The organism is Pollutimonas thiosulfatoxidans, assembly GCF_004022565.1.
In the GTDB taxonomy this organism is placed as follows: domain Bacteria; phylum Pseudomonadota; class Gammaproteobacteria; order Burkholderiales; family Burkholderiaceae_B; genus Pusillimonas_D; species Pusillimonas_D thiosulfatoxidans.
In genome coordinates this window covers 2,121,785-2,144,661 of the sequence record NZ_CP022987.1, presented here as the reverse complement: position 1 = coordinate 2,144,661, position 22,877 = coordinate 2,121,785, and the positions used below count along the sequence as shown (strand labels likewise).

The 22,877-nt window shown below is 59.7% G+C and carries 24 protein-coding genes; 4 read left to right on the top strand and 20 right to left on the bottom strand.

The genetic code is table 11. The annotated features are described in order from the left end of the window. Nucleotides 1-5 precede the first annotated feature (5 nt). The 3 genes from CKA81_RS10300 to CKA81_RS10290 are packed head-to-tail and all read right to left on the bottom strand — an operon-like array spanning nt 6 to nt 2,670. A complete protein-coding gene (locus CKA81_RS10300; protein ID WP_128355185.1) occupies nt 6-806 on the bottom strand; it encodes an ABC transporter permease in 801 nt (266 codons plus the stop codon). After that, a complete protein-coding gene (locus CKA81_RS10295) occupies nt 803-1,630 on the bottom strand; it encodes an ABC transporter permease (RefSeq protein ID WP_128355184.1) in 828 nt (275 codons plus the stop codon). The genes CKA81_RS10300 and CKA81_RS10295 overlap by 4 nt, the downstream gene beginning before the upstream one ends. A 32-nt stretch (nt 1,631-1,662) precedes the next feature. Further along, complete coding sequence (locus CKA81_RS10290; protein ID WP_128355183.1) at nt 1,663-2,670, bottom strand: ABC transporter substrate-binding protein; 1,008 nt, start codon at nt 2,668-2,670, stop codon at nt 1,663-1,665. Nucleotides 2,671-2,809: 139 nt separating this feature from the next. On the opposite strand from CKA81_RS10290, the gene CKA81_RS10285 reads away from it, so the two are divergent. Further along, on the top strand, nt 2,810-3,766 hold the full coding sequence (locus tag CKA81_RS10285) for a LysR family transcriptional regulator (protein ID WP_128355182.1): 957 nt from the start codon (nt 2,810-2,812) through the stop codon (nt 3,764-3,766). Here CKA81_RS10285 and mnmH read toward each other — a convergent pair. The 9 genes from mnmH to CKA81_RS10240 form a co-directional block, all read right to left on the bottom strand. Next, the gene (gene mnmH, locus CKA81_RS10280) at nt 3,675-4,808 is read right to left on the bottom strand and encodes a tRNA 2-selenouridine(34) synthase MnmH (RefSeq protein WP_128355181.1); all 1,134 of its coding nucleotides are present in this window, start codon (nt 4,806-4,808) and stop codon (nt 3,675-3,677) included. The two genes, CKA81_RS10285 and mnmH, sit on opposite strands and share 92 nt — an antisense overlap. Then, nucleotides 4,808-5,842, bottom strand: a complete 1,035-nt coding sequence (gene selD, locus CKA81_RS10275) for a selenide, water dikinase SelD (protein WP_128355180.1) — start codon at nt 5,840-5,842, stop codon at nt 4,808-4,810. Before selD ends, mnmH begins: the two co-directional genes overlap by 1 nt. A 19-nt stretch (nt 5,843-5,861) precedes the next feature. After that, on the bottom strand, nt 5,862-6,521 hold the full coding sequence (locus CKA81_RS10270; protein WP_128355179.1) for a thiopurine S-methyltransferase: 660 nt from the start codon (nt 6,519-6,521) through the stop codon (nt 5,862-5,864). 4 nt (nt 6,522-6,525) lie between these two features. After that, nucleotides 6,526-7,287 (bottom strand): flagellar brake protein, encoded by a 762-nt coding sequence (locus CKA81_RS10265; protein WP_128355178.1) that lies wholly within the window; start codon nt 7,285-7,287, stop codon nt 6,526-6,528. A 148-nt stretch (nt 7,288-7,435) separates the two neighbouring features. After that, a complete protein-coding gene (locus CKA81_RS10260) occupies nt 7,436-8,182 on the bottom strand; it encodes a flagellar brake protein (RefSeq protein WP_128355177.1) in 747 nt (248 codons plus the stop codon). Between the two features lie 13 nt (nt 8,183-8,195). Then, on the bottom strand, nt 8,196-9,632 hold the full coding sequence (locus tag CKA81_RS10255; RefSeq protein WP_128355176.1) for an NAD(P)(+) transhydrogenase (Re/Si-specific) subunit beta: 1,437 nt from the start codon (nt 9,630-9,632) through the stop codon (nt 8,196-8,198). Beyond that, entirely contained in the window at nt 9,629-9,946 is a 318-nt protein-coding gene (locus tag CKA81_RS10250) for an NAD(P) transhydrogenase subunit alpha (protein WP_128355175.1), read from the bottom strand. The genes CKA81_RS10255 and CKA81_RS10250 overlap by 4 nt, the downstream gene beginning before the upstream one ends. After that, a complete protein-coding gene (locus CKA81_RS10245; protein ID WP_128355174.1) occupies nt 9,946-11,064 on the bottom strand; it encodes a Re/Si-specific NAD(P)(+) transhydrogenase subunit alpha in 1,119 nt (372 codons plus the stop codon). The genes CKA81_RS10250 and CKA81_RS10245 overlap by 1 nt, the downstream gene beginning before the upstream one ends. A 51-nt stretch (nt 11,065-11,115) precedes the next feature. Next, nucleotides 11,116-12,384 carry a bifunctional O-acetylhomoserine aminocarboxypropyltransferase/cysteine synthase gene (locus CKA81_RS10240; protein WP_128355173.1) on the bottom strand — a complete coding sequence of 423 codons (1,269 nt, stop codon included), beginning with the start codon at nt 12,382-12,384 and terminating at the stop codon, nt 11,116-11,118. Nucleotides 12,385-12,647: 263 nt separating this feature from the next. On the opposite strand from CKA81_RS10240, the gene CKA81_RS10235 reads away from it, so the two are divergent. Together CKA81_RS10235 and CKA81_RS10230 are read left to right on the top strand one after the other, a co-directional pair. Continuing rightward, a complete protein-coding gene (locus CKA81_RS10235) occupies nt 12,648-15,278 on the top strand; it encodes an AsmA family protein (protein WP_128355172.1) in 2,631 nt (876 codons plus the stop codon). After that, the gene (locus tag CKA81_RS10230; RefSeq protein WP_128355171.1) at nt 15,275-15,664 is read left to right on the top strand and encodes an MOSC N-terminal beta barrel domain-containing protein; all 390 of its coding nucleotides are present in this window, start codon (nt 15,275-15,277) and stop codon (nt 15,662-15,664) included. Before CKA81_RS10235 ends, CKA81_RS10230 begins: the two co-directional genes overlap by 4 nt. A 16-nt stretch (nt 15,665-15,680) precedes the next feature. Here CKA81_RS10230 and CKA81_RS10225 read toward each other — a convergent pair whose 3' ends face one another. The 3 genes from CKA81_RS10225 to rsmD form a co-directional block, all read right to left on the bottom strand. Beyond that, nucleotides 15,681-15,932, bottom strand: a complete 252-nt coding sequence (locus tag CKA81_RS10225) for a YfhL family 4Fe-4S dicluster ferredoxin (RefSeq protein WP_128355170.1) — start codon at nt 15,930-15,932, stop codon at nt 15,681-15,683. 100 nt (nt 15,933-16,032) lie between these two features. Continuing rightward, entirely contained in the window at nt 16,033-16,545 is a 513-nt protein-coding gene (gene coaD, locus CKA81_RS10220) for a pantetheine-phosphate adenylyltransferase (RefSeq protein ID WP_128355169.1), read from the bottom strand. A gap of 73 nt (nt 16,546-16,618) precedes the next feature. Continuing rightward, the gene (rsmD, locus tag CKA81_RS10215; protein WP_128355168.1) at nt 16,619-17,209 is read right to left on the bottom strand and encodes a 16S rRNA (guanine(966)-N(2))-methyltransferase RsmD; all 591 of its coding nucleotides are present in this window, start codon (nt 17,207-17,209) and stop codon (nt 16,619-16,621) included. Between the two features lie 56 nt (nt 17,210-17,265). Here rsmD and ftsY point away from each other — a divergent pair, with 56 nt between their 5' ends. Further along, nucleotides 17,266-18,423, top strand: coding sequence for a signal recognition particle-docking protein FtsY (gene ftsY, locus CKA81_RS10210; protein WP_128355167.1), 1,158 nt, complete (start codon nt 17,266-17,268; stop codon nt 18,421-18,423). 49 nt (nt 18,424-18,472) lie between these two features. On the opposite strand, the gene phnE (CKA81_RS10205) is transcribed toward ftsY, so the two are convergent. The 5 genes from phnE (CKA81_RS10205) to CKA81_RS10185 all read right to left on the bottom strand — a co-directional run bounded on the left by phnE (CKA81_RS10205) (nt 18,473) and on the right by CKA81_RS10185 (nt 22,839). Next, nucleotides 18,473-19,291, bottom strand: coding sequence for a phosphonate ABC transporter, permease protein PhnE (gene phnE, locus CKA81_RS10205; protein ID WP_128355166.1), 819 nt, complete (start codon nt 19,289-19,291; stop codon nt 18,473-18,475). Then, nucleotides 19,288-20,163, bottom strand: a complete 876-nt coding sequence (gene phnE / locus CKA81_RS10200; RefSeq protein ID WP_128355165.1) for a phosphonate ABC transporter, permease protein PhnE — start codon at nt 20,161-20,163, stop codon at nt 19,288-19,290. Before phnE (CKA81_RS10200) ends, phnE (CKA81_RS10205) begins: the two co-directional genes overlap by 4 nt. After that, nucleotides 20,151-20,921, bottom strand: coding sequence for a phosphonate ABC transporter ATP-binding protein (gene phnC, locus CKA81_RS10195; protein WP_128355164.1), 771 nt, complete (start codon nt 20,919-20,921; stop codon nt 20,151-20,153). Before phnC ends, phnE (CKA81_RS10200) begins: the two co-directional genes overlap by 13 nt. A gap of 6 nt (nt 20,922-20,927) precedes the next feature. Beyond that, a complete protein-coding gene (gene phnD / locus CKA81_RS10190; protein ID WP_394342554.1) occupies nt 20,928-21,908 on the bottom strand; it encodes a phosphate/phosphite/phosphonate ABC transporter substrate-binding protein in 981 nt (326 codons plus the stop codon). Between the two features lie 97 nt (nt 21,909-22,005). Next, complete coding sequence (locus tag CKA81_RS10185; protein WP_128355162.1) at nt 22,006-22,839, bottom strand: IclR family transcriptional regulator; 834 nt, start codon at nt 22,837-22,839, stop codon at nt 22,006-22,008. Nucleotides 22,840-22,877: the final 38 nt, after the last annotated feature.

Here is a 22,877-nt window from a genome sequence, read left to right as displayed (position 1 = left end):
TGTTGTCAGGTGGCGTATCGCTTTTGCACAAAGCTCGATGCAGCCTGAAGTATCCAAAGCGTTGGCAGAATGACGATGAAAAACACCAGGGTGTAGGCGGACCCGATCTCGATGCGCATCGAGGCATAGCTGTCGGCCAAGCCAACTGGCAGCGTGCGCGTCAGTGGCGTATGCAGCATCCAGGTCAGGTTGAACTCACCAATCGACAGCGTAAATACCATTAGCGTGCCGGCCACGATGGACGGCAATACAGCGGGCACCAATACGCCCAGAAATCGTTGCGGAAAACTTGCGCCCAAAGTGCGGGCCGCCTCTTCCATGGCCAGCAGATCGTGGCGCTGAAAGGCGGAAGAGACCGTCCGTACCATGAACGGCAAGGTAAAGACCACATGGCCCACGAGAATAAAGGCGAAGCTTTGTCGGAAGGTGGTCGTGCCGCCGTAGGCCAGGATCAGCGCGAGGGCGGTAGCCAGGCCCGGTACCGCGACCGGCAGCGTGATCAGTTCTTCGAATGCTCGCGCAGCGCGGGAGCGGCTACGGGCAAGCGCATAGGCGCAGGGTACGCCCATGACGATGGTGCAGACGATGCAAGCCAGCGCCAGGCCGATGGAGGCCCCTACGGTGGACCCGTAGACCGACCATACTTCGTCCAGCCACCGCAAGGTAAATCCACTTGCGATGCCGACGCTGTAGTTTTGTACCAGCCCAGCCAGTATCGAAACCAGCATCGGGCCGATCATGAACAGCGCAACCAGCACAGTAACGGTGAACAGGATAGGCGCGCGATGGACGCAGGGTGGTTTCATTTGGCCTCCTGATTTGCCGGCGAGGCGCCGCTGACCATGCGGGCTGCAAACAGGACGGCCCATGTAATGATCCCCAGGGCTATTGACAAGGCGGCGGCCGTGGCGAAATTGGCGTAGTTGGTGAACTCGTTATAGATGGTGATGGGTACAACTTCCACTTTGCTTGCCAACGTGAAGGCGGTGCCGAATGCACCCATGGCGGTCGCAAAAATAATGGCTCCGCAAGCGACTGTGGTCGGAGCCAGTTGAGGTATCCAGACGTCCCGCGTGAGATGCCAGCGGCTTGCGCCCAACATTCTGGCAGCCTCTTCAAGTTGCATGTCGACGGCTTCGGCGGCCGCTGTATAAGACGCTATGGCACGTGGCAACGAAAAATACACATAGGCCAGGAACAGTCCCAACAGTCCATAGGCGAAGGTCACCCGACCAAAGCCCATTGCATGGCTGAGATCAGCGATCAAGCCTTGGCGGCCGCCCAGCAGAATCACAAAGAAGCCGACGATGACGCCGGGAAATGCCAGAGGCAGCGTCAGCAGCGACAAGAGGGCAGAGCGGCCCCGAAAATCATGACGGGCCAGATAGACGCCGGTCGCAGCGCCAATGACCAGCGTCGCGACCGTGACGATTATGGAAAGGACCAGGGTATTGAACATGCTGGCCACGTATCGTCGCTCGGTCAGGATATCGAAGTAGGCCGACCAGCCTTGTTCTGCGGGTAGCGTAATCAGGCGCGCGAAGGGCAGCAGCCAGAAGGCGAAGAAGAAGGCTGCCGCCGGTGCCAGACACGCCAGCATTACCCCGCGCCGATTGTTCAAAGCAAACATATTGACTCTCTTGGCTAAGGGTAATGGGGAATCTACTGCACTTCTTTCAGATAGCGATCAACGAAACCGCGCTGCACGTTGGCCATGTGTGCGTAGTCGATAGTTTTGACACGCGCGTAATCGGTCGCCGGCAGGAACAAGGCCTCGACATCTTTCGGCATCGCGCTAGCGCGTATTGGCCGCAGGAACGCACGGGCCCAGATGGCCTGGCCTTCGTCAGACAAGACAAAGTCCAATGCCTTCTTGGCGTTGTCCGGATGTGGCGCATTGGCAACCAGGCTCATCACATAGGGCACAGCCACTGTCCCTTCCTGAGGGATCACGAACTCGACATTGGCCTTGTCCTTGTGCTTGGCGCGATAGGCGTTGAAGTCGTAGTCCAGAAGGATGGCGATTTCACCGGACAGCAAACGCGCATAAGAAGTTTGCTTGGGGACGATGGGTTCGTTGGCTTTCAGTTCGGTAAAGTATTTGATGCCAGGTTCGAAGTTGTCCAGCGAGCCGCCCAACGCTACGTTGGCAGCAACCGCGCCGACGTAGCCAACGAATGCCGATGACGGATCCAGAAAACCAACCAGGCCCTTGTACTCAGGCTTCAACAGGTCGGCCCATGACGCTGGAATCGGCTTGCCCTCGAGAGCATCGACATTGACCATGAAGCCCAAGGTGCCAGAGTGGATGGCGAACCAATGACCATCAGGGTCTTTCAAGTCAGCCGGAATATCATCCCAGGCTGCGGGCTTGTATGGCGCAACCACGCCTTCCTTCTGCGCCTGGGCGGCAAACGAGATGCCTACATAGACCATATCGGCGACAGGGTTGGCCTTCTCGGCAACCAACTGGGCCAGCGACTGGCCCGAGTTCTTGTTGTCGGGCGGTATGGTCACCCCCGTCTTGTCTTTGATGGCGCGCAATTGCGTGCCCCAATCCGCCCACTCGGTCGGGCAGTTGTAGCAAATTGCAGTCTGCGCCATGACGTTGCCGGCCGCCAGGCTCAGGGCCAGCAAGCCGGCTTGAGCGACGCGTTTTACGATAGACATGTGGATCTCCAAATAAAAACGAAGGGGACGAGAGAACGATGAAAACGTTTTCAGTGTAGGGACGGTATATTGCGTCCGTGTGACAGTCCCGGTTCAATTTGGGCTTGCCGCTGGCAGACTTTGCTTGGTTTAATTGCCCATGGATTTAACAGCACTACGCATCTTCGTTCGCGTCGCAGAACTTGGCAGCTTTACGCAGACGGCCGATCAGTTGGGCCTGGCCAAAGGCCGCGTTTCGGCAGCGGTGCAAAAGCTTGAGATGCAGGTGGGCACGCGATTGCTGCAGCGGACCACACGTCAGGTGCGACTTACCGCTGACGGCGAACAATTTCTTGGGCGCTGCAAGGCTTTGATCGAAGATGCCGAGAACTTGCAGGCCATGTTCCAGCCCGTCAAAAGTGGTTTGCGTGGACGCCTGCGCATCGACCTGCCAACCGCACTGGCCCGGCGACTGATCATCCCGAGGTTGCCGGAGTTCCTGGCGGAGAACCCCGCGCTGGAGCTGGGCATCAGTACCACTGACCATCAAGTGGACCTCATACATGAAGGGTTTGATTGTGTACTGCGGGTCGGGTTTCTGCGTGACACCGAGTTGGTGGCTCGTCCGGTCGGCGCGATGCAGATGTGCAATCTTGCCAGCCCTGCGTATCTGGCGGTCTACGGCACGCCGACGACGCTGGCCGATCTGGACCAGCATCGCATCGTGCATTATGCGGCCAAACTTGGCACGCAAGGCGCTGGTTGGGAATATCTGGAAGGCACGCAGCGGCGTCTGCATCCCATGCGTAGCGCCATTGTGGTCAATGGCACCGATGCCGCTCAGGCAGCATGCCTGGCGGGCCTGGGCATGGTGCAGGCGCCACTGGTCGGTGCGCAACACCTGATAGATGCCGGGCAGCTCGTGTCGGTAATGCCGGACCTGACTGCGGCCGCCATGCCGGTCACGCTGCTGTACCCCCACCGGCGGCAGGTTCCACCACGTGTGCAAGGCATTTTAAATTGGCTTACGCAGGTACTCGAGACTTTCCTGCAGGATGCCGACGCTGCGACATCGTTGCCTTCAAGTACGCCAGCACCTCGTCATATCGGCCGCTGAACAATATTCGCTCGCCTTTGCCTTCCTTCTGGAAGGCATACATCGGGTCGTAGTATTCAGTCAGCAGCGCGCGTATCCAGTCGCGGTGACCCTCGACGGCACCAGTATTTTGTTGTGTGGCAAGCGCTTCGTCCATGATGGACGCCAACCTTTGGTGGCGGGCGCCGCCCAGTCGCCGCGAGATGCCGGCCAGACTTAATCGCAGCCTATCCGCATAGGCCAGGAAGCCTGCGGGCTCGCCCTGTATGGCGACGTACTCGGCACAAAGATCGACCACGTAGTCGCGCAAGATGCGATTTACGCGTCCGTCCAGATCATCTTCCAGCCACACCATGGGGTAGCCCGGCATGGCCGACTGCAAGGGTAAGGGCAAAAAGCAGCTTCCGATGCTGCGGCTTTCCTCTTCCAGCGCAAAGTATGCCAGGCCCTGGTGTCGCTTTTTCAGCAGATCGATGGCCAGGCTGTTCTCGAAATTTATCTGGCAAGGTTGCGGCGTGGCGTGCTTGCCAAAGCTGGAGCCGCGATGGTTGGCGTGGCCTTCCAGGTCAATGGCATTGTCCAGTTCGGCAAGCAGTTCCGTCTTGCCGCTGCCTGTCAGCCCGCCCACCAAAATGAAATCGCACTGGGCAATGGCGACCTCCAGCGTCTGGATCAAAAACCCGCGCATGGCCTTGTAGCCACCGACGATGCGGGGGTAGGGAACGCCTGCCTCGTCCAGCCATTGTTGGGCGATCTGCGAGCGCAGGCCGCCACGAAAGCAATACAGATAGCCGTCGGGATGGGCTTGTGCAAATTCGGCCCAGGCCTGGACGCGCTGTGCCTTGATGGCGCCGCGCACCAGCTCATGGCCCAGCGCAATTGCTGCTTGCTGGCCGCGTTGCTTATAGCAGGCGCCCACTTGCTGACGCTCGCCGTCGTTCATCAAGGGCAGGTTCAAGGCTTGCGGAAAGGCTCCCTTGGCGAACTCGACAGGAGCCCTGACGTCCATCAGGGGCAGGTCGTCGATAAAGATGCTTGCGTAGTCGCTGCTGTCCGGGCGCATTACAGAACCTGTACCGCGTACTCCTGGCGGGGGTGCAATTGGCCGATGGCGCTTAACTGCAGACCCAGTTCCGCCGCCGCCTTCAGAAAGGCGTCCTGGCCTGCGGGCTCGACGGCAACCAGCAAACCGCCGCTGGTTTGCGGATCGCACAACAGTAATTTTTGTGTATCGGGCAGCGGGGCGATGCGCGCGCCGTAGCTCTCGAAGTTGCGCAAGGTGCCGCCGGGAACGCAGCCTGCACCAAGGTAGAAATCCACACCGTCCAGGCGGGGAACCGCATCGTACTTGATGTGGGCCGTCAAGCCGCTGCCATCCGCCATTTCTGTCAGGTGGCCAAGCAGGCCAAAGCCGGTTACGTCGGTCATGGCCCTTACGCCTGCAAGCTTGCCAAACCGGCTGCCCGCAGAGTTGGGCTTGCACATCCAGTCACGCGCGACGCCAACATCTTCGGGGCGTAGCGTGCCACGCTTCTCGGCAGTAGTGAGTATGCCTATGCCCAGCGGCTTGGTCAGATAAAGCAAGCAGCCCACGGTAGCCGTATCGTTGCGTTTCAGGTGACGCTTGTCGAGGATGCCAGTAACGGCCAGGCCGAAAATAGGCTCAGGTGCGTCGATGGAATGTCCGCCGGCCAGCGCGATGCCGGCCAAGTCGCAGGCGGCGCGTCCGCCACGTATTACCTCGCGTGCAATCTCCGGCGGGAGGATGCTGACCGGCCAGCCCAGTATGGCAATGGCCATCAAGGGGTCGCCACCCATGGCGTAGATGTCGCTGATGGCATTGGTGGCGGCGATGCGTCCGAAATCGTAGGGGTCGTCAACAATGGGCATGAAGAAGTCGGTCGTCGACACGACGCCGCGCTCGTCATCGATGCCGTAGACTGCTGCATCGTCGCGCGATGCGTTGCCGACCCACAAGCGCGGATCAAGATTCTGCGCGCCGCTGCCGGCCAGGATGGTGTCGAGCACGCTGGGCGATATCTTGCAGCCGCAGCCGGCCCCGTGGCTGTACTGAGTCAGGCGTATGGCTTGGGTCATATCAGGATGGTAACGCCACTTACGTTCGGCGGCTAAGGGTGTACACCAACGTGTCGAGTCGCGTCAGGCCGCGTTCGGCGAACTTTGGCTCTTTGTCCAGGATGCCGCGCCGGTCTATAAGGCTGGCATCGGTGTGCTGCGCATACAGGGATTGCACTTGCGCGTCGCCCACGGCAAAGGGCGGGCCGTCCATTTGCTCTTGTTCGTAGTCCAGAGTCAGCAGCAGGCCCCGGTATTTTGGAGCAAGCTGCGCATAGACATGGTCCACATAGCGTTGACGCATGTCTTGCGGCAGGGCAACCAGTGCAGCCCGATCGTAGGCGCCCATGCAGCCGGCCAGCGTTGCAGCGTCCAGATCGAAGATGTCGCCGCAAATGATCTCGATGTTGCCGGCGGTGTAGTGTCGCCCTGCGGCGCTGTCATGGGTAGTCGGACGTAGTTTGTTCTCGTCAAAGAACTGCTCTACGGCCAACTGCGATAGTTCGCTACCCAGCACATAATGACCTTGCTCGGCGATCCACAGCATATCGAGCGACTTGCCGCACAACGGCACGAACACCTTGGCGTCGGCGGGTAGCGCCAGCGTAGGCCAGTACTTCTGCAGTAACGGCGTAATGCGGTTTTGATGAAAGTGTGTGCGCCCGTCGCGCCAGCGCTCTAGCCAGAAGTCGGCATCCATGGTGTTACTCGAAGCCGCGGCGTTTGGCGTTCAGCTTGCGCTCGACCATGTCGATATAGCTGTGTACCTGCATCTGCATTGGGTTCGATAACGAAACGAACTTGCAGCCCAGTAGCCGGCGCTCTTTATTATTGGCACCGACGTCGTCAAGTGAGCGCGTCACACGTAGGGTGGCGATAACGTCGCCGAACTCGGGCAGGTTCAGCTTGCATTCGGGGTAGGTGGCGCCTTTCGCGTTGTCCAGTCGGTGCATGTTGTCGACCACACAGATTCCGCCGGCGCTTATGTCCATGACGTCTAGAGTGGTACGAGCTGGTCCGTCTGCCGTGTCGATGGTGAAAGTGCAGCGCGGCATGTCGGTGACGGGCGTTTCGACCCGATAGGAATCACGGCGCTGGACTCGTGTCAGCGTTGTGGGAATTGCCAGGCGCAACGCGGGCCGGCCATCCTGTACGCAGTTATGGATCTCATCAGTTGAAAAGTCTATCCGTATCTTGTCGAGATACGTCTCGAAGCACACGGTTCCTGCAGTGGTGATGCGGCGATTGAACTCTTCATCGGAAGAGTTGTCCACAATCAGCGAGTTGGTAGCCGTGTCGATCTCGAGGATGGTCGTTATGATTGCAACCAAGCGGCCCTTGACATGCATCCGCAGCAAGGAGTTCTTTCGCTGCACCGAGCGCAAAAGTGATTGAATTTCAAGCCGTGACGTCACGGTGTAGCGGTCTTCGTGATCGTCCATGGACGGCGTTGTGGCGATAGACATTAATGTAATACCGGGTAAGAGGGCGGTGCCATTGAAATGGCAGCCGGAACAGTCGCCGCTAGTCTAACCGGTTTATATGTCATTGATGATGCCAGCTATTAATACGTTGCTTGATTGCGTCGAGCAAATTGTTTGTCGGCGCGGCGGATCACTCGAAGCCGCGGCGTTTGGCGTTTAGTTTGCGCTCGACCATCCCGATGTAGCTCTGCACCAGCATTTGCATGCGGTTGGGCAAATCCATGAATGCCAGGCCTACCAGCCGACGGCGCTTGTCGTTGTCAAGCTCTTGAACGACAGAGCGGACGACACGCAAATTGGCAACGATCTCACCGTGCTCGGGAAGGTCGATCTCGCAGTTTTCATAAACAGCGCCTGGTACCTGCCTGAGCACGTTCTTGTCATCAATGACGCAAATGCCGCCTACGCTGATATCTTTCACGTTAAGCACGACCTCGTCCTTGGAAATTCTAAGCTGAAAATTGCACTGCGGCGCGTTCGTGACTGGCACCTCGACACGATAGAACTCGCGTCGCTGCAAACCGATTTCGTCGGGGATCGGTAGCCGGAAGGCGCTGCGTTTGTCCATCAGGCACGACCGCGCGTACGCAGACGAGAATCGCAGATGGATGTGGTCCAGGACGGTCTCGAAGCGGATATTCTCTTCGGCGATAAGGTCGGCGGCCAGGCCGTTGTCGGGCGTACCGTCAATGACGATGGAGTCGGTATCGTCTTCGATGCGGAGTATCGTTGTAACCAAGGGGGCGCGGCGGCTGACGACATAAGCGCGCACGGGCAAATTCTGTGCTTGTACCGACTGAAGCAACCGCCTTATTTCCTCTGGCGAGGAAACTGTATATTGCTCGGCGGATTCAACTTCGGTACTAGCGGTAGACATAATGAACTCTCGGTTATTCGACTGCCTTGACCATGTCTTCAATTACTTTCTTGGCATCGCCAAACACCATCATGGTCTTGTCCATATAAAACAACTCGTTGTCCAGGCCGGCGTAGCCGGCGGCCATTGAGCGCTTGTTGACGATGACCGTGCGTGCCTTGTAGGCCTCCAGGATGGGCATGCCCGCGATGGGCGATTGCGGGTCGTTCTTCGCGGCTGGGTTGACCACGTCGTTGGCGCCCAGCACCAGCACCACGTCCGTCTGCGAGAACTCGCTGTTGATATCGTCCATCTCGAAGACCTGGTCGTAGGGCACTTCTGCCTCGGCCAGGAGCACGTTCATGTGGCCCGGCATGCGGCCGGCAACAGGGTGGATGGCGTATTTGACGGTAACGCCTTTTTCGGTCAGTTTTTCGGCCAATTCTTTCAGGGCGTGCTGAGCACGGGCCACGGCCAGACCGTAGCCAGGCACGATGGTGACGGTCTCGGCATTGCTCATGAGGAAGGCCGCGTCGTCGGGGCTACCCGACTTGACGTTGCGCGCCGCCTGGTCGCCCGAGGCCGCTGTGCCGGGTTCCGCGCCGAATCCGCCAAGGATCACGTTAAAGAACGACCGGTTCATGGCCTTGCACATGATGTATGACAAGATGGCGCCGGACGAGCCGACCAGCGAGCCGGCAATGATCAGCATGGGGTTGTTCAGCGAAAAGCCGATACCGGCTGCTGCCCATCCGGAATAGCTGTTAAGCATCGAGACGACCACGGGCATGTCGGCGCCGCCAATCGGGATGATGATCAGCACGCCCAGCACGAAGGCCAGCGCCGTCATGATGATAAAGGGCAGCCATTCTTGTGTGCCCATGAACCAGAAGCCGCATGCCAGCATGGCAATCGCCAGCGCCAGGTTGACCATGTGCTGGCCCGGGAAGACAACGGGCGCGCCCTGGAACAGGCGGAACTTATACTTGCCCGAGAGCTTGCCGAAAGCGATGACAGAGCCCGAGAACGTAATGGCGCCGACGAAGGTGCCGATAAAGAGTTCAAGCCGGTTGCCCACGGGGATGGGGTCGCCCGGTATGACGATCCCGAAGGCTTGCGGCTCGGCCACCACGGCCACCGCAATGGCGACGGCCGCCAGACCGATCATGCTGTGCATGAAAGCCACCAGTTCGGGCATTTTGGTCATTTCGACCCGCTTGGCCATGATGGTGCCGACTGTTCCGCCCACCAGCAGACCCAGCAGCACCCAGCCCAAACCGATGCCGGCGGCGCCGTCCTTGGCCAGGCTGACGATAAGCGCAGCTGTGGTCAGTACGGCGATGGCCATGCCCACCATGCCGTAGGCGTTGCCGCGCCGCGATGTGGTGGGGTGCGACAGCCCTTTAAGCGCCTGTATGAAACAGACCGAGGCAATCAAATAAAACAGTGTGACCAGGTCGTGGGAGATCATGCCTGGCCTCCTGCTTTGGGCTTCTTGTCTTTTTTCTTGAACATCTCGAGCATGCGCCGGGTGACCAGGAAGCCGCCAAAGACATTCACCCCGGCCAGTGCCACGGCGAATACGCCCATGTAGCGGGCCAGGCTGCCCTCGGTCAGGGCGGCAGCCAGCATGGCGCCTACGATGACAATGGCCGAGATGGCGTTGGTGACGGCCATGAGCGGCGTGTGCAGCGCCGGCGTGACGTTCCAGACGACATGAAAGCCGACGTAGACGGCCAACACGAAAATAATGACGTTGATCAGGGTTGGACTTACGGCTTCCATCAGGCGCTCCTTAGTACCTTACCGTCCTTGCAAACCATGCAGGCGACGATGATTTCATCTTCTTCTTGGATGGCGAGTTCGCCTTCGTTGTTGGCGATCAATTTCATGAAATCGAGCACGTTGCGTGCGTAAAGCGCGGATGCATCGTGTGCCACCAGGGCCGGAAGGTTGCTGTAGCCAACGAGCCAGACGCCGTGCTTTTGCACAATCTGGTCTTTTTCTGAAAGCGGACAGTTGCCGCCGCGCTCGACCGCGAGATCGACAATGACCGAACCGGGCTTCATGCCCTGGACGGTTTCGGCACTGATGAGCTCCGGGGCCGGTCGACCGGGTATCAGCGCTGTACTGATCACGATGTCGGCCTGCTTGCAGCGCTCAGCCACCAAGGCTGCCTGGCGTGCCATCCAGGCAGCAGGCATCGGACGTGCATAGCCGCCGACGCCTTGCGCGATGTCGCGCTCTTCGTCGGTTTCAAACGGTACGTCGATAAACTTTGCGCCCAGGGATTCGATTTGCTCTTTGGCTGCGGGACGCACGTCCGAGGCCTCGACCACGGCGCCCAGACGCTTGGCGGTGGCGATAGCCTGCAGACCCGCCACACCGGCGCCCAATACCACGACACGTGCGGCCTTCAGGGTGCCCGCCGCCGTCATCATCATGGGAAAGAGCCGCCCGTACTGGTTGGCAGCGAGCAGCACTGCCTTGTAGCCAGCCAGGTTGGCTTGGGAAGAAAGCACGTCCAGGCTTTGTGCGCGGGTAATGCGCGGGGCGGCTTCGAGCGCAAAGGCGGTCAGGCCGGCGCTGGCCAGTTCGGCGATGCCCGGCGCGTTGAACGGGTCGAGCATGCCGATAAGCAGCGCACCTTGCTTCATGTGCTGCCGTTCTTGCGAGTCGGGCGAGCGCACCTTCAGCACGATGTCGGCGCCCAGCGCCTGCGAGCTGTCGGCCAGTGTGGCGCCGGCCTGCTCGTAGGCTTCGTCGAGAAAATGTGCTTGGGATCCCGCGCCGCGTTCTACGACGACGGAATGCTTGGCCGCGACGAATTTTTTTACCGTCTCTGGGGTTGCGGCCACGCGCGTCTCGCCCGCCGCGGTTTCACGTGGGATTCCAATATGCATGTAGTCTCTTCCGCTAGGTTGTGGTTTCTTTTGATGCTGCTTTTGAAGCTACTATACTCGAAGAGCCTGTTCCAGGTCGGCCAGGATGTCGTCAATATGCTCCAGGCCCACGCTAAGCCTGACCATATCTTCGCCCACGCCGGCGGCGGCCAGCTCTTCGGGACTAAGCTGACGGTGTGTGGTGGAAGCGGGGTGGCAGGCCAGCGATTTTGCATCGCCTATGTTGACCAAGCGCAAAATCAGTTGCAAGGCATCAATGAAGCGCGCGCCGGCAGCGCTGCCGCCCTTGACGCCGAACGACAGGATGCTGGCGGGTTTGCCGCCCACATATTTTTTGGCCAGGGCATGCTCGGGATGGTCTTCCAGACCGGCATATTGCACCCACGATACTTGCGGGTGCTGCTTCAGATACTGGGCAACCTTCATGGCGTTTTCGGTATGGCGTTCCATGCGCAGCGACAGCGTTTCGATGCCTTGCAATATCAGGAAGGCATTGAAGGGCGACAGTGCAGCGCCGGTATTGCGCAGCGGTACGACGCGGCAGCGGCCAATGAAAGCGGCGGGGCCAAAGGCTTCGGTGTAGACCACGCCATGGTAGGACGGATCTGGCTCGTTCAGCATCGGGAAGCGCTTCTTGTTTTCGGCCCAGGGGAACTTGCCCGAATCGACAATCGCGCCTGCAATAGTGGTGCCATGACCGCCCATGTATTTGGTCAGGGCGTGCACAACGATGTCCGCGCCGTAGTCTATTGGGCGGCACAGTGCCGGCGAGGCCACCGTGTTGTCTACAATAAGCGGAACGCCATGACGGTGAGCTGCGTCGGCGAAGGCCTGGATATCGACGATGTTGCCGGCTGGGTTGCCGATGGTTTCGCAGAAGACAGCCTTGGTATTTTCGTCAATCAGGGCTTCCAGGGCGGCAACGTCGTTATGCGGTGCAAACTTTACGGTGATGCCCTGGCGCGGAAAGGTATGCGCGAACAGGTTGTAAGTGCCGCCATATAGCTTGGCGACCGATACAATGTTGTCACCGGCCTGTGCAATGGCCTGAATCGCGTACGTAATGGCAGACATGCCCGAAGCCACAGCCAAGGCGGCAACGCCACCTTCCAGGGCGGCAACGCGCTCTTCCAGCACGGCGTTCGTGGGGTTCATGATGCGTGTATAGATGTTGCCCGGCACTTTAAGGTCGAACAAATCGGCGCCATGCTGGGTGCTATCGAAGGCGTAAGACGTGGTCTGGTAAATGGGCACTGCAACGGATTTGGTCGTCGGGTCGGGCTTGTAGCCGGCATGGATGGCGAGGGTTTCGAATTTCATGTGTCGTCTTGTAAGTTATGGGTGGGCTGATTCTGCGATCATATATACATCGTACTGGGTTGTACCATCTGTCTACCGATGTTTGATCAATTTCTATATTGCCCATAGTAATAAAATCAGGTTCCTGCTGCCAACCCCGGCAATTTTTTGCGATTGCGTGCGTAAAAAGGCGGCGCGGGTTCCCCGATCGTCCCGTCATCATGGGTTAGCATTCCGAATGCCGCATGTGGCTTAGGGTTCGCCCGTGGTTTTAGAGGCTGGAAATGAAAGTTTGGTTGAAACGGGTGCTGTTCAGTCTCGTCGTGGTGGTCATCGTTGCGCTGGTTGGTATCGCAATATTCCTCCTGACGTTCGACCCCAACGCCTATAAAAGCAAGCTCGAGGAAGTTGTCTTCGATCGGTACCAGCGTACGCTCTCCATCAAGGGCGAGATCGAGCTGTCGCTGTTTCCTCGTATAGGCTTGTCCGTCGAGAACGTGTCGCTGTCCAACCGGAACAGTTCTGATACGTTTGCGTCTGTCGATAGCGCTCGCTTTGCGGTCGCGATCTGGCCCTTGATGTTCAATCGGCTGGTCATTGACCATGTGGCTGTTACCGGCTTCAAGGCATGGGTCACGCGTGATCAGCATGGCCAGTTCAATTTCCGTGATCTTATCGAGCGGCGCTCAGCCGGGCTGGAAGTTCTGGCCCCGCCGCTGGCTGCGGTATCTCTGCCCAACCTCAAGCCGGTTTCATCCGCCCAGGCACAGCCGGTGCCGCAAGACACTGACGCGCTGTCGGAGCCCGGTAAAAGCGCAACGGATGACGGCGCGGAACTGCAGATTGATATTGCCGGGCTCGATCTCAAGAATGGCGAGATCCACCTCTACGACAACATAACGGGCTCGTCGGCTCGCGTGGTAAAGCTGGATGTCAATACAGGACGCATGACCGTCAACCAGGCCTTCGATGTGGCGCTCAAGGGCAAGCTGATGGGGGACTTCCCCGTTGCCGACGCCAATATCGACGCTCAGGCCATCGTCAAGTTCAACCCCGATGAGCAAGCCTATTCGGCTCAACGGCTTAACCTGACGGTTGCCGGCATGCTGGGTCCCTTGCAAGCACGGGCTGTCAGCTTGCGCGGCAATCTGGCGTACAGCGCGTACAGCGAAATGGTCAGTGCCAGTGGGCTGGAGTTGATCGTACAAGGAGACGTCGGCGGCGACACCCCCATCGAGGGGCTGGACATCGGTCTGACCGTGCCGCAACTGAAGATGGATCGCAGCCAGGCACAGCTAAAGGTAGAGAAGCTGGCCTATCGTGCCCGCGGCAAGCTGCCCGATAAGCCGTTTGATATTGCTTTCGACGCTCCCAGCCTGGCGATTTCTCCCGATGCCGCCCAGGGCGAGCCTATATCCGGCACCATCAAGTTCGGTGAAGGTAACGACGTGCTTGCAGTGGCCCTGGGCATGAAAGGCATAGGCGGAAACGCCAGCAAGCTGACTTTCGAGCAGCTCACTATCGATGCGGGCCTGAAAGAGAACGCGCGATTGGTGCAGGTAAACATGACTTCACCGGCGGTGTGGGACGTCTTTGAAGAGAAAGGCGGCTTGTCCGCCATGAAAGGCGATATCCGGATCGAAGATGCGGCGCTGCCTGGCGGCAGTTTCCAGTTTCCGTTTATTGGCAGCCTGCAGGCCGACCTGGTTCAAGATCAACTGGTTAGTGAAATCAATGCGGTGCTAAGCGGCAGCCGGCTCGACTTCCGCGTCAACGCAACACAACTGAAAGACCCCAAGGTCAAGTTCACCCTGGCAGCAGATCGGCTTGATTTCAACACCTTGTTCCCGCCGCCTGCGCCGCCGGCAGCAGCACCGCCCGCGGCAAAGGACGTCCAAGAGAAACCCCCTGCACCGGCCCCGAAAGAGACTGCGCCGCCCGCTGCGCCGGACAAGGCCGCCCAGACGGTCAACCTGTCCTTCCTGCAGTCCGCCGACGTCCACGGCGAGATAGCCATCGGGGAACTGAAGGTGCAAGATCTCGAAGCCAAGAAATTCGCGGCCAACGTATTGGCGGCGGACGGCAAGCTGACCATCAGCGGCATCAAGGCTGATCTCTACGAAGGGCTGTTGGCCGGTACGCTTACAGCCGATGCACAGAACGCCTTCACGGGCGACTTGGCTTTGACCAATGTATCGCTCGCGCCTTTCTTGCAGGCGGCTGCCCGCGAACGCCGTCTGGAGGGCCGGGGGACGATCAGCCTTAAGCTGGCCAGCCAGGGCGATACCGTACCGGCACTGGAAGCGGGCCTGACCGGCACGGTGCAAGGCAAGATCCGTGATGGCGCAATTCGTGGCATAGACGTGGCGCAGACGCTACGCGAGGTCAACGCTGTCGTGCGCAATATGTTCAGCGGGCAACTGCCCGATCTGGTCACTCGCTTTGACATCGACAGGCGCACGCCATTCAGCGCGCTGGATGTCGATATGGCCTTCGACCATGGTCAAGGCACCGTCAATAAGCTGAGTCTCGTCGCACCCGTGCTTCGCGTAACCCAAGGTACGCCGGCGTCGGTGGATCTGGTTAACGATCAACTGGATGTGATGCTCAATATCAAAGTGGCAGGCGATCGCGCCGCGCGCGACAACGCTGGTTTGGCCGAGTTGCGCAACGTCACGGTGCCAGTACGGGTATCCGGTCCCTTTGATCATTTAGGCTACCAGGTTCAGTGGAAAGAGGTGGGCAGCAAGGCGGTAAAAGAGGCGGTGCAAGGCGGCCTGCTGGACCTGCTTTCCAGCCAGATCGGCAAGCCGCCGGCCGAGCTCGCACCGGCACCCGGCCAGGAGCCGCCTAAAAAACCCGTGGACCCCGTAAAAAGCATAGGCGAGGCCTTAAAAGGACTACTAGGACAATGACTACACCTTTGTATTTTCCCGTTGCCGGATGCGGCGGCACGGCCAAACCTTCAGCGGCAGGCTATGACAAGCGTTGGCTGGTTGTAGACGCGGCGTCCAATTGGCTGGGCACCGGCAAATGCCCCCGACTTGCCGAGGTTGCGGTGGAAGTGAACCTGGGATATCTGGTCCTGCGCGCGCCCGGCATGTTGCGCCTGGACATTCCGCTGGACGTCATCGAGGACGACGATAGCGTACGTGGTGTTGCCAAAGTGGGCAGCCAAAGTGTCGATGTGGTCGACGAAGGCGACTTGGCGGCGGCCTGGTTCGCGAAGTTCCTTGAGCAGCCATGCCGGCTGGTCAAGGTGCATCCCGAAGCAGGCAGGGTGCTGTGGCCCGCGCTGTGAGGCTGGGGCGGGGCCCTTAAGTCGTTGCCGTAATGTGCTGGTACTTGGCCAACAGCATGTCGTGGTCTTCCTCGTGGTCCAGATCGAAGACGATGCATTCGACCGGACAGACGACCTGGCATTGCGGTTCGTCGAAATGCCCCACGCACTCGGTGCACAAGGAAGGCTCGATCTCGTAGATCTCCAGCCCCATGGTGATGGCGTGGTTGGGGCATTGCGGCTCGCAGACATCGCAGTTGATGCATTCGTCGGTAATACGCAGCGCCATGATTGATTCCTGCAAAAGCTAACTGATAAAAAAGACCAGGCGCCCTGCGCGGTGCAGTTCGCCTTGCCTAGTGTAGTTCAGTCAGCTGCGGCGGACCGCATTACCCTTGTTCTTCGTGGTCTTGTTCGTCGCGGCGGGTTTTAGCCTTGCTATGTAACCAGCGCTCGACCGAAGGAAACACGAACTTGCTGACGTCGCCGCCCAGTATGGCAATTTCGCGCACGATGGTGCCCGAAATAAACTGGTATTGGTCCGATGGTGTCATGAACAAGGTTTCGACTTCGGGCAGCAGGTGGCGGTTCATGCCGGCCATCTGGAATTCGTATTCGAAATCAGATACGGCTCGCAGCCCGCGCACGATGACACGGCCCTCTTGCTCGCGGACGAAGTCCTTCAGCAGGCCGGCAAAGCTCTTGACCTCGACATTGGGGTAATGGCCCAGCACCTCGCGTGCAATTTCCACGCGTTCCGCCACGGAAAAGAAGGGGCTTTTGTTGCGGCTGTGGGCGACCCCCACCACCACACGGTCGAACAAACCAGCAGCGCGGCGAACCAGGTCTTCATGGCCGCGGGTCAGCGGGTCGAATGTTCCGGGATAGACTGCAGTAATCATGCAAATTCCGAAGTTTCCAAGAGGTTGAGCGCCGGTTGGCAGTGCCGGGCCAGCGCCCGGTCGTCATGCGATTTCAGATTGATTCGGGATTATTGACTGTTTTTTGCGCCGCAGCAAATCCCAGCAGCTGAAAGTGCACACTGCCGGCTCGCGATTGCCGCAATATTTCGAATGCCTCGGGCGGAACAACAGCCGTTTCGGCTTCAATATACAACAGGCCATCCGGGGCAAGTACCGCTCCTACCTTCTGCCAGAGCTTGTCCACCCATGCCTGGTCGAAGGGCGGGTCCAGCATCACCAGATCGAAACTGGCAGGCTCCACACGCTGCAGCACCGTGCTGGCATCACCCGCATGGATGCGAACATTGTTGGTCTTGAGCTTGCTGCGCAAATTGCGCAGGGCCGTCACGGCTGCGGGGTGGGTCTCGACCATCTGGACGTGAGCCACCCCGCGCGAGGCGGCCTCGAACCCCAGCGCACCGGTTCCCGCGAACAGGTCCAGTACCCGTTTCTTGCTGAAGTCGCCTGACCAGAAGTGCGACAGCCAGTTAAATAGGGTCTCGCGCACGCGGTCCGGTGTTGGCCGCAGCCCTGGGGCGTCGACGACGGGTATGGGTGTTTTGCGGTAATCACCGCCTACAATACGTACTGCATGCTTCTTCATGTGCGACCAGGAATTTGTTGTGTTGGATTCCAACTCTATCGGGTAGTGTAAAACGTATGTTCAGTATTTTTAAAAGAAAGGCGCCGCCGCCAGAAGCCAAAGGTCCGTCGCCTGAGACACAACAGCCGGCACAGCCCGGGCCCGACGCTATGGATCCCGGCACGCTCGAGCCAGAGGCACTTCAGCAAGAGATGCCCGTGGCAGATGTTCAGACGGTGCCTGGGGCGCCCGATGCCGTCACTGTCGCGATGCCGGAAACCCAGCCACTAGCCGTGCCTGAAGCCGCTACGGTCGAGAAAGAGAAGGGGTCGTGGCTGACGCGCCTGAAAAAAGGCTTGTCGCGCACCGGCCAGAATATCGGCGGCCTGTTCGTGGGCGTGAAGGTCGACGAGGCCTTGTTCGAAGAGCTCGAGACAGCCCTGATCATGGCGGATGCGGGCATGGAGGCTACAGAGAAACTGCTGACGGCGCTACGCGCCCGTGTGCGCAAAGAGCGGCTGGACGACGCCGCCCAGGTCAAAACCGCCTTGCGCGACATCCTGGCCGAGCACCTGGCGCCGCTCGAGAAACCGTTCCCCTTGGGCACCGTGGCCCCCATGGTTGTGATGATTGCCGGCGTCAACGGCGCGGGCAAGACCACCTCTATCGGCAAGCTGGCCTATCACTTCCAGGCGCAGGGCACGCGGGTATTGCTTGCGGCCGGAGACACCTTCCGCGCCGCTGCGCGCGAGCAACTGATGGAATGGGGTGCGCGCAATAACGTAACGGTGATTGCGCAAGAGGGTGGCGATCCCGCTGCTGTGGCCTTTGACGCCGTCAATGCCGGACGTGCGCGAGAGGCCGGCGTGGTCATGATAGACACGGCCGGACGCCTTCCTACGCAGTTGCATCTGATGGAAGAGCTCAAGAAGATCAAGCGGGTCATCGGCAAAGCCGATGGCGCGGCGCCCCACGAGGTGCTGCTGGTTATCGACGGCAACACCGGGCAGAACGCCATTGCGCAAATCCGAGCTTTCGATGCAGCCATTAACCTGACCGGTCTGGTTGTCACCAAGCTGGATGGCACGGCCAAGGGCGGTACGCTGGCCGCGGTAGCAGCCGGCAGCCAAGGCGTGCGGCCCGTGCCGGTGTACTGGATAGGTGTGGGCGAAGGCTTGCACGACTTGCAGCCCTTCGTGGCGCGCGAATTCGCGGCGGCATTGCTGGGCGATTAATCGGCTTCGCAGCCATGCGCGCCGTGTCGCCAGTGCGGCGCGGCCTTTTTTAAAGCAGGCTTTTGCGCGCCCGCGTAATGAGAACCTCAGCGACCACGACGATACTGAAGATCAGGACCAGTATCAGGGAGACCTTGTCCCATTGGAATAGGTCCATGGCGCTGTTCAGCGCCATGCCGATGCCGCCGGCGCCGACCAGGCCCAGCACGGCTGATTCGCGCACATTGATGTCCCAGCGCAGCAACACAATAGACCAGAACGCCGGGCGTATTTGCGGCCAATAGCCATAGCCGATGATGGACCCGGTACGGGCGCCGGTGGCGGTTAGTGCTTCGATAGGCCCCGGTTGCGCGTCTTCGATGGCCTCGCCCAGCAGTTTGCCGATGAAGCCGATAGAGCGGAACGCGATGGCAATTGTGCCAGCCAGGGCCCCAGGGCCGAAAATGGCAATAAACAGCAAGGCCCAGACCAGTGAGTTAATGGAGCGGCTGGAAACCAGGATAAGCCGCGCCAGGAAATTGATGGTCTTGTTCGGTACCAGGTTGTTGGCCGCAGCCAGGCCCACCGGTACGGCCATGATGACCGCCAGTATGGTACCCAGCGTGGCCATGTGCAGTGTTTCAATGAGAGCGCGCTGTATGGTGCCCGGGAAGCTCTGCCACGAGACTGGCCACATGCGATGCAGCAGGTCGGCCATCTGTGTGGGGGCGTCGTAGAGGAACTCGGGAATGACATCGATGCTGCGCAGCGACTGCACAATAGCCAGCACGAAAATCAGGTACAGCGCAAAGCGCAGCAAACGCTGCCCGGCGGTGTATCGCAGCCACTGACGTGGGGCAGGCCCGGCGGTTTGCGTGGCGTCGTTCATCCGTCGTCCTCGATCGGGGCCGGCACGCTGGATTTATGGGCCTTCTTCCTGAACAAGGCCATGGGGCTGACGTTGTCCAGCAAAATGGACCGTACGACGCCGGCCAGCAACTCGCCCAGCATGATGATCGCGATGATGGTCAGCAAAATGGTGCAGACGAAATCGTAGTCGAAGCGCTGGAAGGCCGAGAACAAGGTGCCCCCGATGCCGCCTGCCCCCACGATGCCGACCATGGTGGAGTTGCGCAGGTTGGAGTCAAGCTGATAGGTGGAGAAGCCCACGAAACGCGCAAAGACCTGCGGCATGACGGCAAAGATAATGACATTGGCAAAGGATGCGCCCGTTGCGCGCACGGCTTCGACCTGCTTGAGGGAGATCTCTTCGATGGATTCGGTAAACAGCTTGCCGATGAAGCCGATGGAGGCGACCGTAAGCGCCAATACCCCCGCCAATGCGCCGAAGCCCACGGCCTTGACGAACAGGATGGCCACGATGACCGGGTGCAGCGAGCGGCAAAGCGAGACGATGGCGCGCGCGGGCCAGGAGGCCCATACCGGCATCAAATTGCGTGCGCCCAGCAGGCTGATGGGCAAGGCCAGCAGTATGCCCAGCGTGGTGGAGAGCACGGCGATCTCCAGGCTTTCGGCGATGCCTTTCCACAGCACGTCCAGCCGTTCGAGGCTGGGTGGAAACATGCGCGACAGGAACCTGGCGCCGTGGCCCATGCCGGCCTCGAAGCGTTCCCACGAGAAACCCAGCTGCGTTGAGGCAAACAGGGCGTAGGCCACCACAAGAACCAGTCCCAGTTTGGCCCGCGTGGACAGCGCGAAGGGTTTGCTGCTGCGTTCTGCGGTGTGGCCTACTGCAGCCAAGACTGACCCCCGTAAATTTGCTGGAGCATGTCGTTGGAAAGCTCGGCCGGGGGACCGTCGTAGACGATGGTGCCGCCCGACATGCCGATGATGCGGGATGCATAGCGTTTGGCCAGCTCGACGTCGTGGATGTTGACGATGACAGGGATATGGAAGGCGTCGCCTTGTTCGATCAGCAGTTCCATGATTTCGACAGACGTTTTGGGATCCAGCGAAGAGGTGGGCTCGTCCGCCAGCAGCAATTGTGGTCGCTGCATCAGTGCCCGGGCAATACCCACGCGTTGGCGTTGGCCCCCGGAAAGCGCATCGGCCCGCTGATTGGCAAAGCCTGACAGGCCGACGGTGTCGAGGAGATCGAATGCGTATTCGATGTCGGCCGCTTCGAAGCGCCGCCGCCAAGCGTTGAACGCGGAAACGTAGCCCAGCCGCCCGGTAAGCAGGTTTTCCATGACGGTCAGGCGCTCGACCAGGTTGTATTCCTGGAAGACCATCCCGATACGCCGGCGCGCCTGGCGCAAGGCGGCGCCGCGCACTTTGGCAAGATCGATACGGGTGCCATCGTCTTGGAGGATGATGGCGCCCGCAGTGGGCTCGATAAGCCGGTTAATACAGCGCAACAACGTGCTTTTGCCGGTGCCCGAGGGCCCAATGACGGCCGTCAGGCCCTCATTGGAGATGTCCAGGCTGATGTCTTTCAGGACGGGCGTGTTGGCCTTGTATTCCTTGGCGAGTCCGGCGATATGCAGTGTTGCCCCCATACTGCCTCACTTCGCCTTCTTGGCGGCTTCGTCGTATGCCGAACGGGTGAAGCTTTCGCCGCCCGCCTTGGCGACATCACGCACGATGGCCCAGTCTTTCTTGTAAGTGATGGGGTAGAAGCGGTCGGCCCCGTCGAAGGCTTCTTTCATTTCGTCCGGGAAGCGATAGTCGTAGAAGCACTTGAGCATCTTGTCGCGGAACGTCGGCTCGAGGTCGTAGGCATAGGCGAACGAGGACGTTGGGAACTTTTCGCTGGTGTAAAGGATGCGGAAGTCGTCGGCATTGACTTGCTTGCGTTCGGCCATGCGATAGAACACGTCGGAGGCAACGGCGGCGGCATCGTAGTCGCCGGAATTCACGCCCATGATGGATTGGTCATGCTTGCCGGAATACAGGAACTCGTAATCGGTGCCCGGTACCAGGCCTTCCTTGGGAAAGAGCGCAATAGGTGCCATGTTGCCCGAGTTGGACGACGGCGAGGTATGCGCAACTTTCTTGCCCTTCAGGTCGCCAAGGCTCTTGAAAGGGCTGTCTTTCTTGACGATGAGAATAAGGTTGTAGCCCTGGAAGCCGCTGGCATCGCCCTTGACCGCGAAAGGTACTGCGCCCGCCAGGTTGACCGCGAAGTTGGTGGGGCCTGTGGAAAAGCCGCCGACATGCAGGCGGTTGGAGCGCATGGCTTCGATTTCGGCCGCGTTGCTTTGGACTTGATAGAACACGACCTTGCGATCTATGCACTGAGACAAGTGCTTGGTAAACGGCGAGAAGATCTCGGCGTAAACGGCGGGGTCTTCCACCGGCGTATAGGTGAAAACGACGGTTGACGGGGTGTTGAGCTTGGCCGGATCGGTAGGGGTATCGGCAACCAGATCGTTGTTGGCGTCGCAATACATGGTGTCAAGGTCGCCGCGGTTGGGGCAGCTATCTTGGGCCACGGCTGATTGCGCCAGGCCAAAAATGGCAGTAAATGCGCCTAGCAGGAGCATGCGTGATGGCTTCATGGTCTGTCTCCGGGTGGTGTTTCTAATTGTTTAGGCGTCAATCATATAGGAATATGATAGATAAGAGAATTGCCGTATTTCCCTATGGCAAACGGCGTTCCCGCTTAATTACAGAGTGCCCCAGCTGGTGCGAAATGGTGGCCGCGCATTCAAGCAGCGCGCTTGCAATCGGCCCGTTCTCGGACGCATCGAACAGCGAGCTTGGCCCCAGGCTGGTCAGCGCCAGCGCGATATTTCCGGAGTGATCAAACACGGGCACCGACAGCGCGTCGATACCGGGCAAGGGGTTGCCCAAGGCGCGCGCCATGCCCGTCCGTCGCGTTTCCGCCTTGAGCGCATCCAGCGCCTGTGGGCTGGGCAGCAAGGGGCTGATGCTGGTTACCACGGCTTCGTCGCCAATCTGACGCTCTATATAGTGTCGAGCGATTTTTGGCGGCAGCCAGGCGGCGAAGACATGGCCGGTAGCGGTATGCAGCATGGACATCACGGTGCCATTACGCATGTTGACATGCACCGGGTAGCTCGCCTGCGTGATATGGATCATGGTGGGGCCGTGCGATCCCAGTACGGCGATCGCCAGTGTGTGGCCTATTTGGTCGGCCAACTGATTCACATGGGGAAGCGCAACGCGCACGGGCTCGAGCAGTTGCAGGCTTACCAGCCCCATCTGCAGGGCGAAGGGCCCCAGCTCGTACTTGCCGGTGATGGCGTCCTGCTGCACCAGGCCGACACGGGTGAAGCTGACCAGATAGGGATGGGCCTTGGCGGAAGTCATGCCGGCACGTGCTGCCAGGTCGCGCAGGTTAAGCGCAACGGCGGCGTCCACCAGTGCCGCCAATAGCGGAAAGCCGGTTTCCACCGACTGGATGCTGCGTCGACCATCATGAACGCCAGACGCGGGTTTTTTTACAGTCATGCCATCTATTGAAGGGAGTTGTAGCGCAGATCTTACCC

Excerpts from the sequence above, each read along its gene's own strand:
- CKA81_RS10300 (WP_128355185.1), bottom strand. The coding sequence starts at position 806 with ATGAAACCACCCTGCGTCCATCGCGCGCCTATCCTGTTCACCGTTACT.
- CKA81_RS10295 (WP_128355184.1), bottom strand. The coding sequence starts at position 1,630 with ATGTTTGCTTTGAACAATCGGCGCGGGGTAATGCTGGCGTGTCTGGCA.
- CKA81_RS10290 (WP_128355183.1), bottom strand. The coding sequence starts at position 2,670 with ATGTCTATCGTAAAACGCGTCGCTCAAGCCGGCTTGCTGGCCCTGAGC.
- CKA81_RS10285 (WP_128355182.1), top strand. The coding sequence starts at position 2,810 with ATGGATTTAACAGCACTACGCATCTTCGTTCGCGTCGCAGAACTTGGC.
- mnmH (WP_128355181.1), bottom strand. The coding sequence starts at position 4,808 with ATGCGCCCGGACAGCAGCGACTACGCAAGCATCTTTATCGACGACCTG.
- selD (WP_128355180.1), bottom strand. The coding sequence starts at position 5,842 with ATGACCCAAGCCATACGCCTGACTCAGTACAGCCACGGGGCCGGCTGC.
- CKA81_RS10270 (WP_128355179.1), bottom strand. The coding sequence starts at position 6,521 with ATGGATGCCGACTTCTGGCTAGAGCGCTGGCGCGACGGGCGCACACAC.
- CKA81_RS10265 (WP_128355178.1), bottom strand. The coding sequence starts at position 7,287 with ATGTCTATCGCCACAACGCCGTCCATGGACGATCACGAAGACCGCTAC.
- CKA81_RS10260 (WP_128355177.1), bottom strand. The coding sequence starts at position 8,182 with ATGTCTACCGCTAGTACCGAAGTTGAATCCGCCGAGCAATATACAGTT.
- CKA81_RS10255 (WP_128355176.1), bottom strand. The coding sequence starts at position 9,632 with ATGATCTCCCACGACCTGGTCACACTGTTTTATTTGATTGCCTCGGTC.
- CKA81_RS10250 (WP_128355175.1), bottom strand. The coding sequence starts at position 9,946 with ATGGAAGCCGTAAGTCCAACCCTGATCAACGTCATTATTTTCGTGTTG.
- CKA81_RS10245 (WP_128355174.1), bottom strand. The coding sequence starts at position 11,064 with ATGCATATTGGAATCCCACGTGAAACCGCGGCGGGCGAGACGCGCGTG.
- CKA81_RS10240 (WP_128355173.1), bottom strand. The coding sequence starts at position 12,384 with ATGAAATTCGAAACCCTCGCCATCCATGCCGGCTACAAGCCCGACCCG.
- CKA81_RS10235 (WP_128355172.1), top strand. The coding sequence starts at position 12,648 with ATGAAAGTTTGGTTGAAACGGGTGCTGTTCAGTCTCGTCGTGGTGGTC.
- CKA81_RS10230 (WP_128355171.1), top strand. The coding sequence starts at position 15,275 with ATGACTACACCTTTGTATTTTCCCGTTGCCGGATGCGGCGGCACGGCC.
- CKA81_RS10225 (WP_128355170.1), bottom strand. The coding sequence starts at position 15,932 with ATGGCGCTGCGTATTACCGACGAATGCATCAACTGCGATGTCTGCGAG.
- coaD (WP_128355169.1), bottom strand. The coding sequence starts at position 16,545 with ATGATTACTGCAGTCTATCCCGGAACATTCGACCCGCTGACCCGCGGC.
- rsmD (WP_128355168.1), bottom strand. The coding sequence starts at position 17,209 with ATGAAGAAGCATGCAGTACGTATTGTAGGCGGTGATTACCGCAAAACA.
- ftsY (WP_128355167.1), top strand. The coding sequence starts at position 17,266 with ATGTTCAGTATTTTTAAAAGAAAGGCGCCGCCGCCAGAAGCCAAAGGT.
- phnE (WP_128355166.1), bottom strand. The coding sequence starts at position 19,291 with ATGAACGACGCCACGCAAACCGCCGGGCCTGCCCCACGTCAGTGGCTG.
- phnC (WP_128355164.1), bottom strand. The coding sequence starts at position 20,921 with ATGGGGGCAACACTGCATATCGCCGGACTCGCCAAGGAATACAAGGCC.
- phnD (WP_394342554.1), bottom strand. The coding sequence starts at position 21,908 with ATGCTCCTGCTAGGCGCATTTACTGCCATTTTTGGCCTGGCGCAATCA.
- CKA81_RS10185 (WP_128355162.1), bottom strand. The coding sequence starts at position 22,839 with ATGACTGTAAAAAAACCCGCGTCTGGCGTTCATGATGGTCGACGCAGC.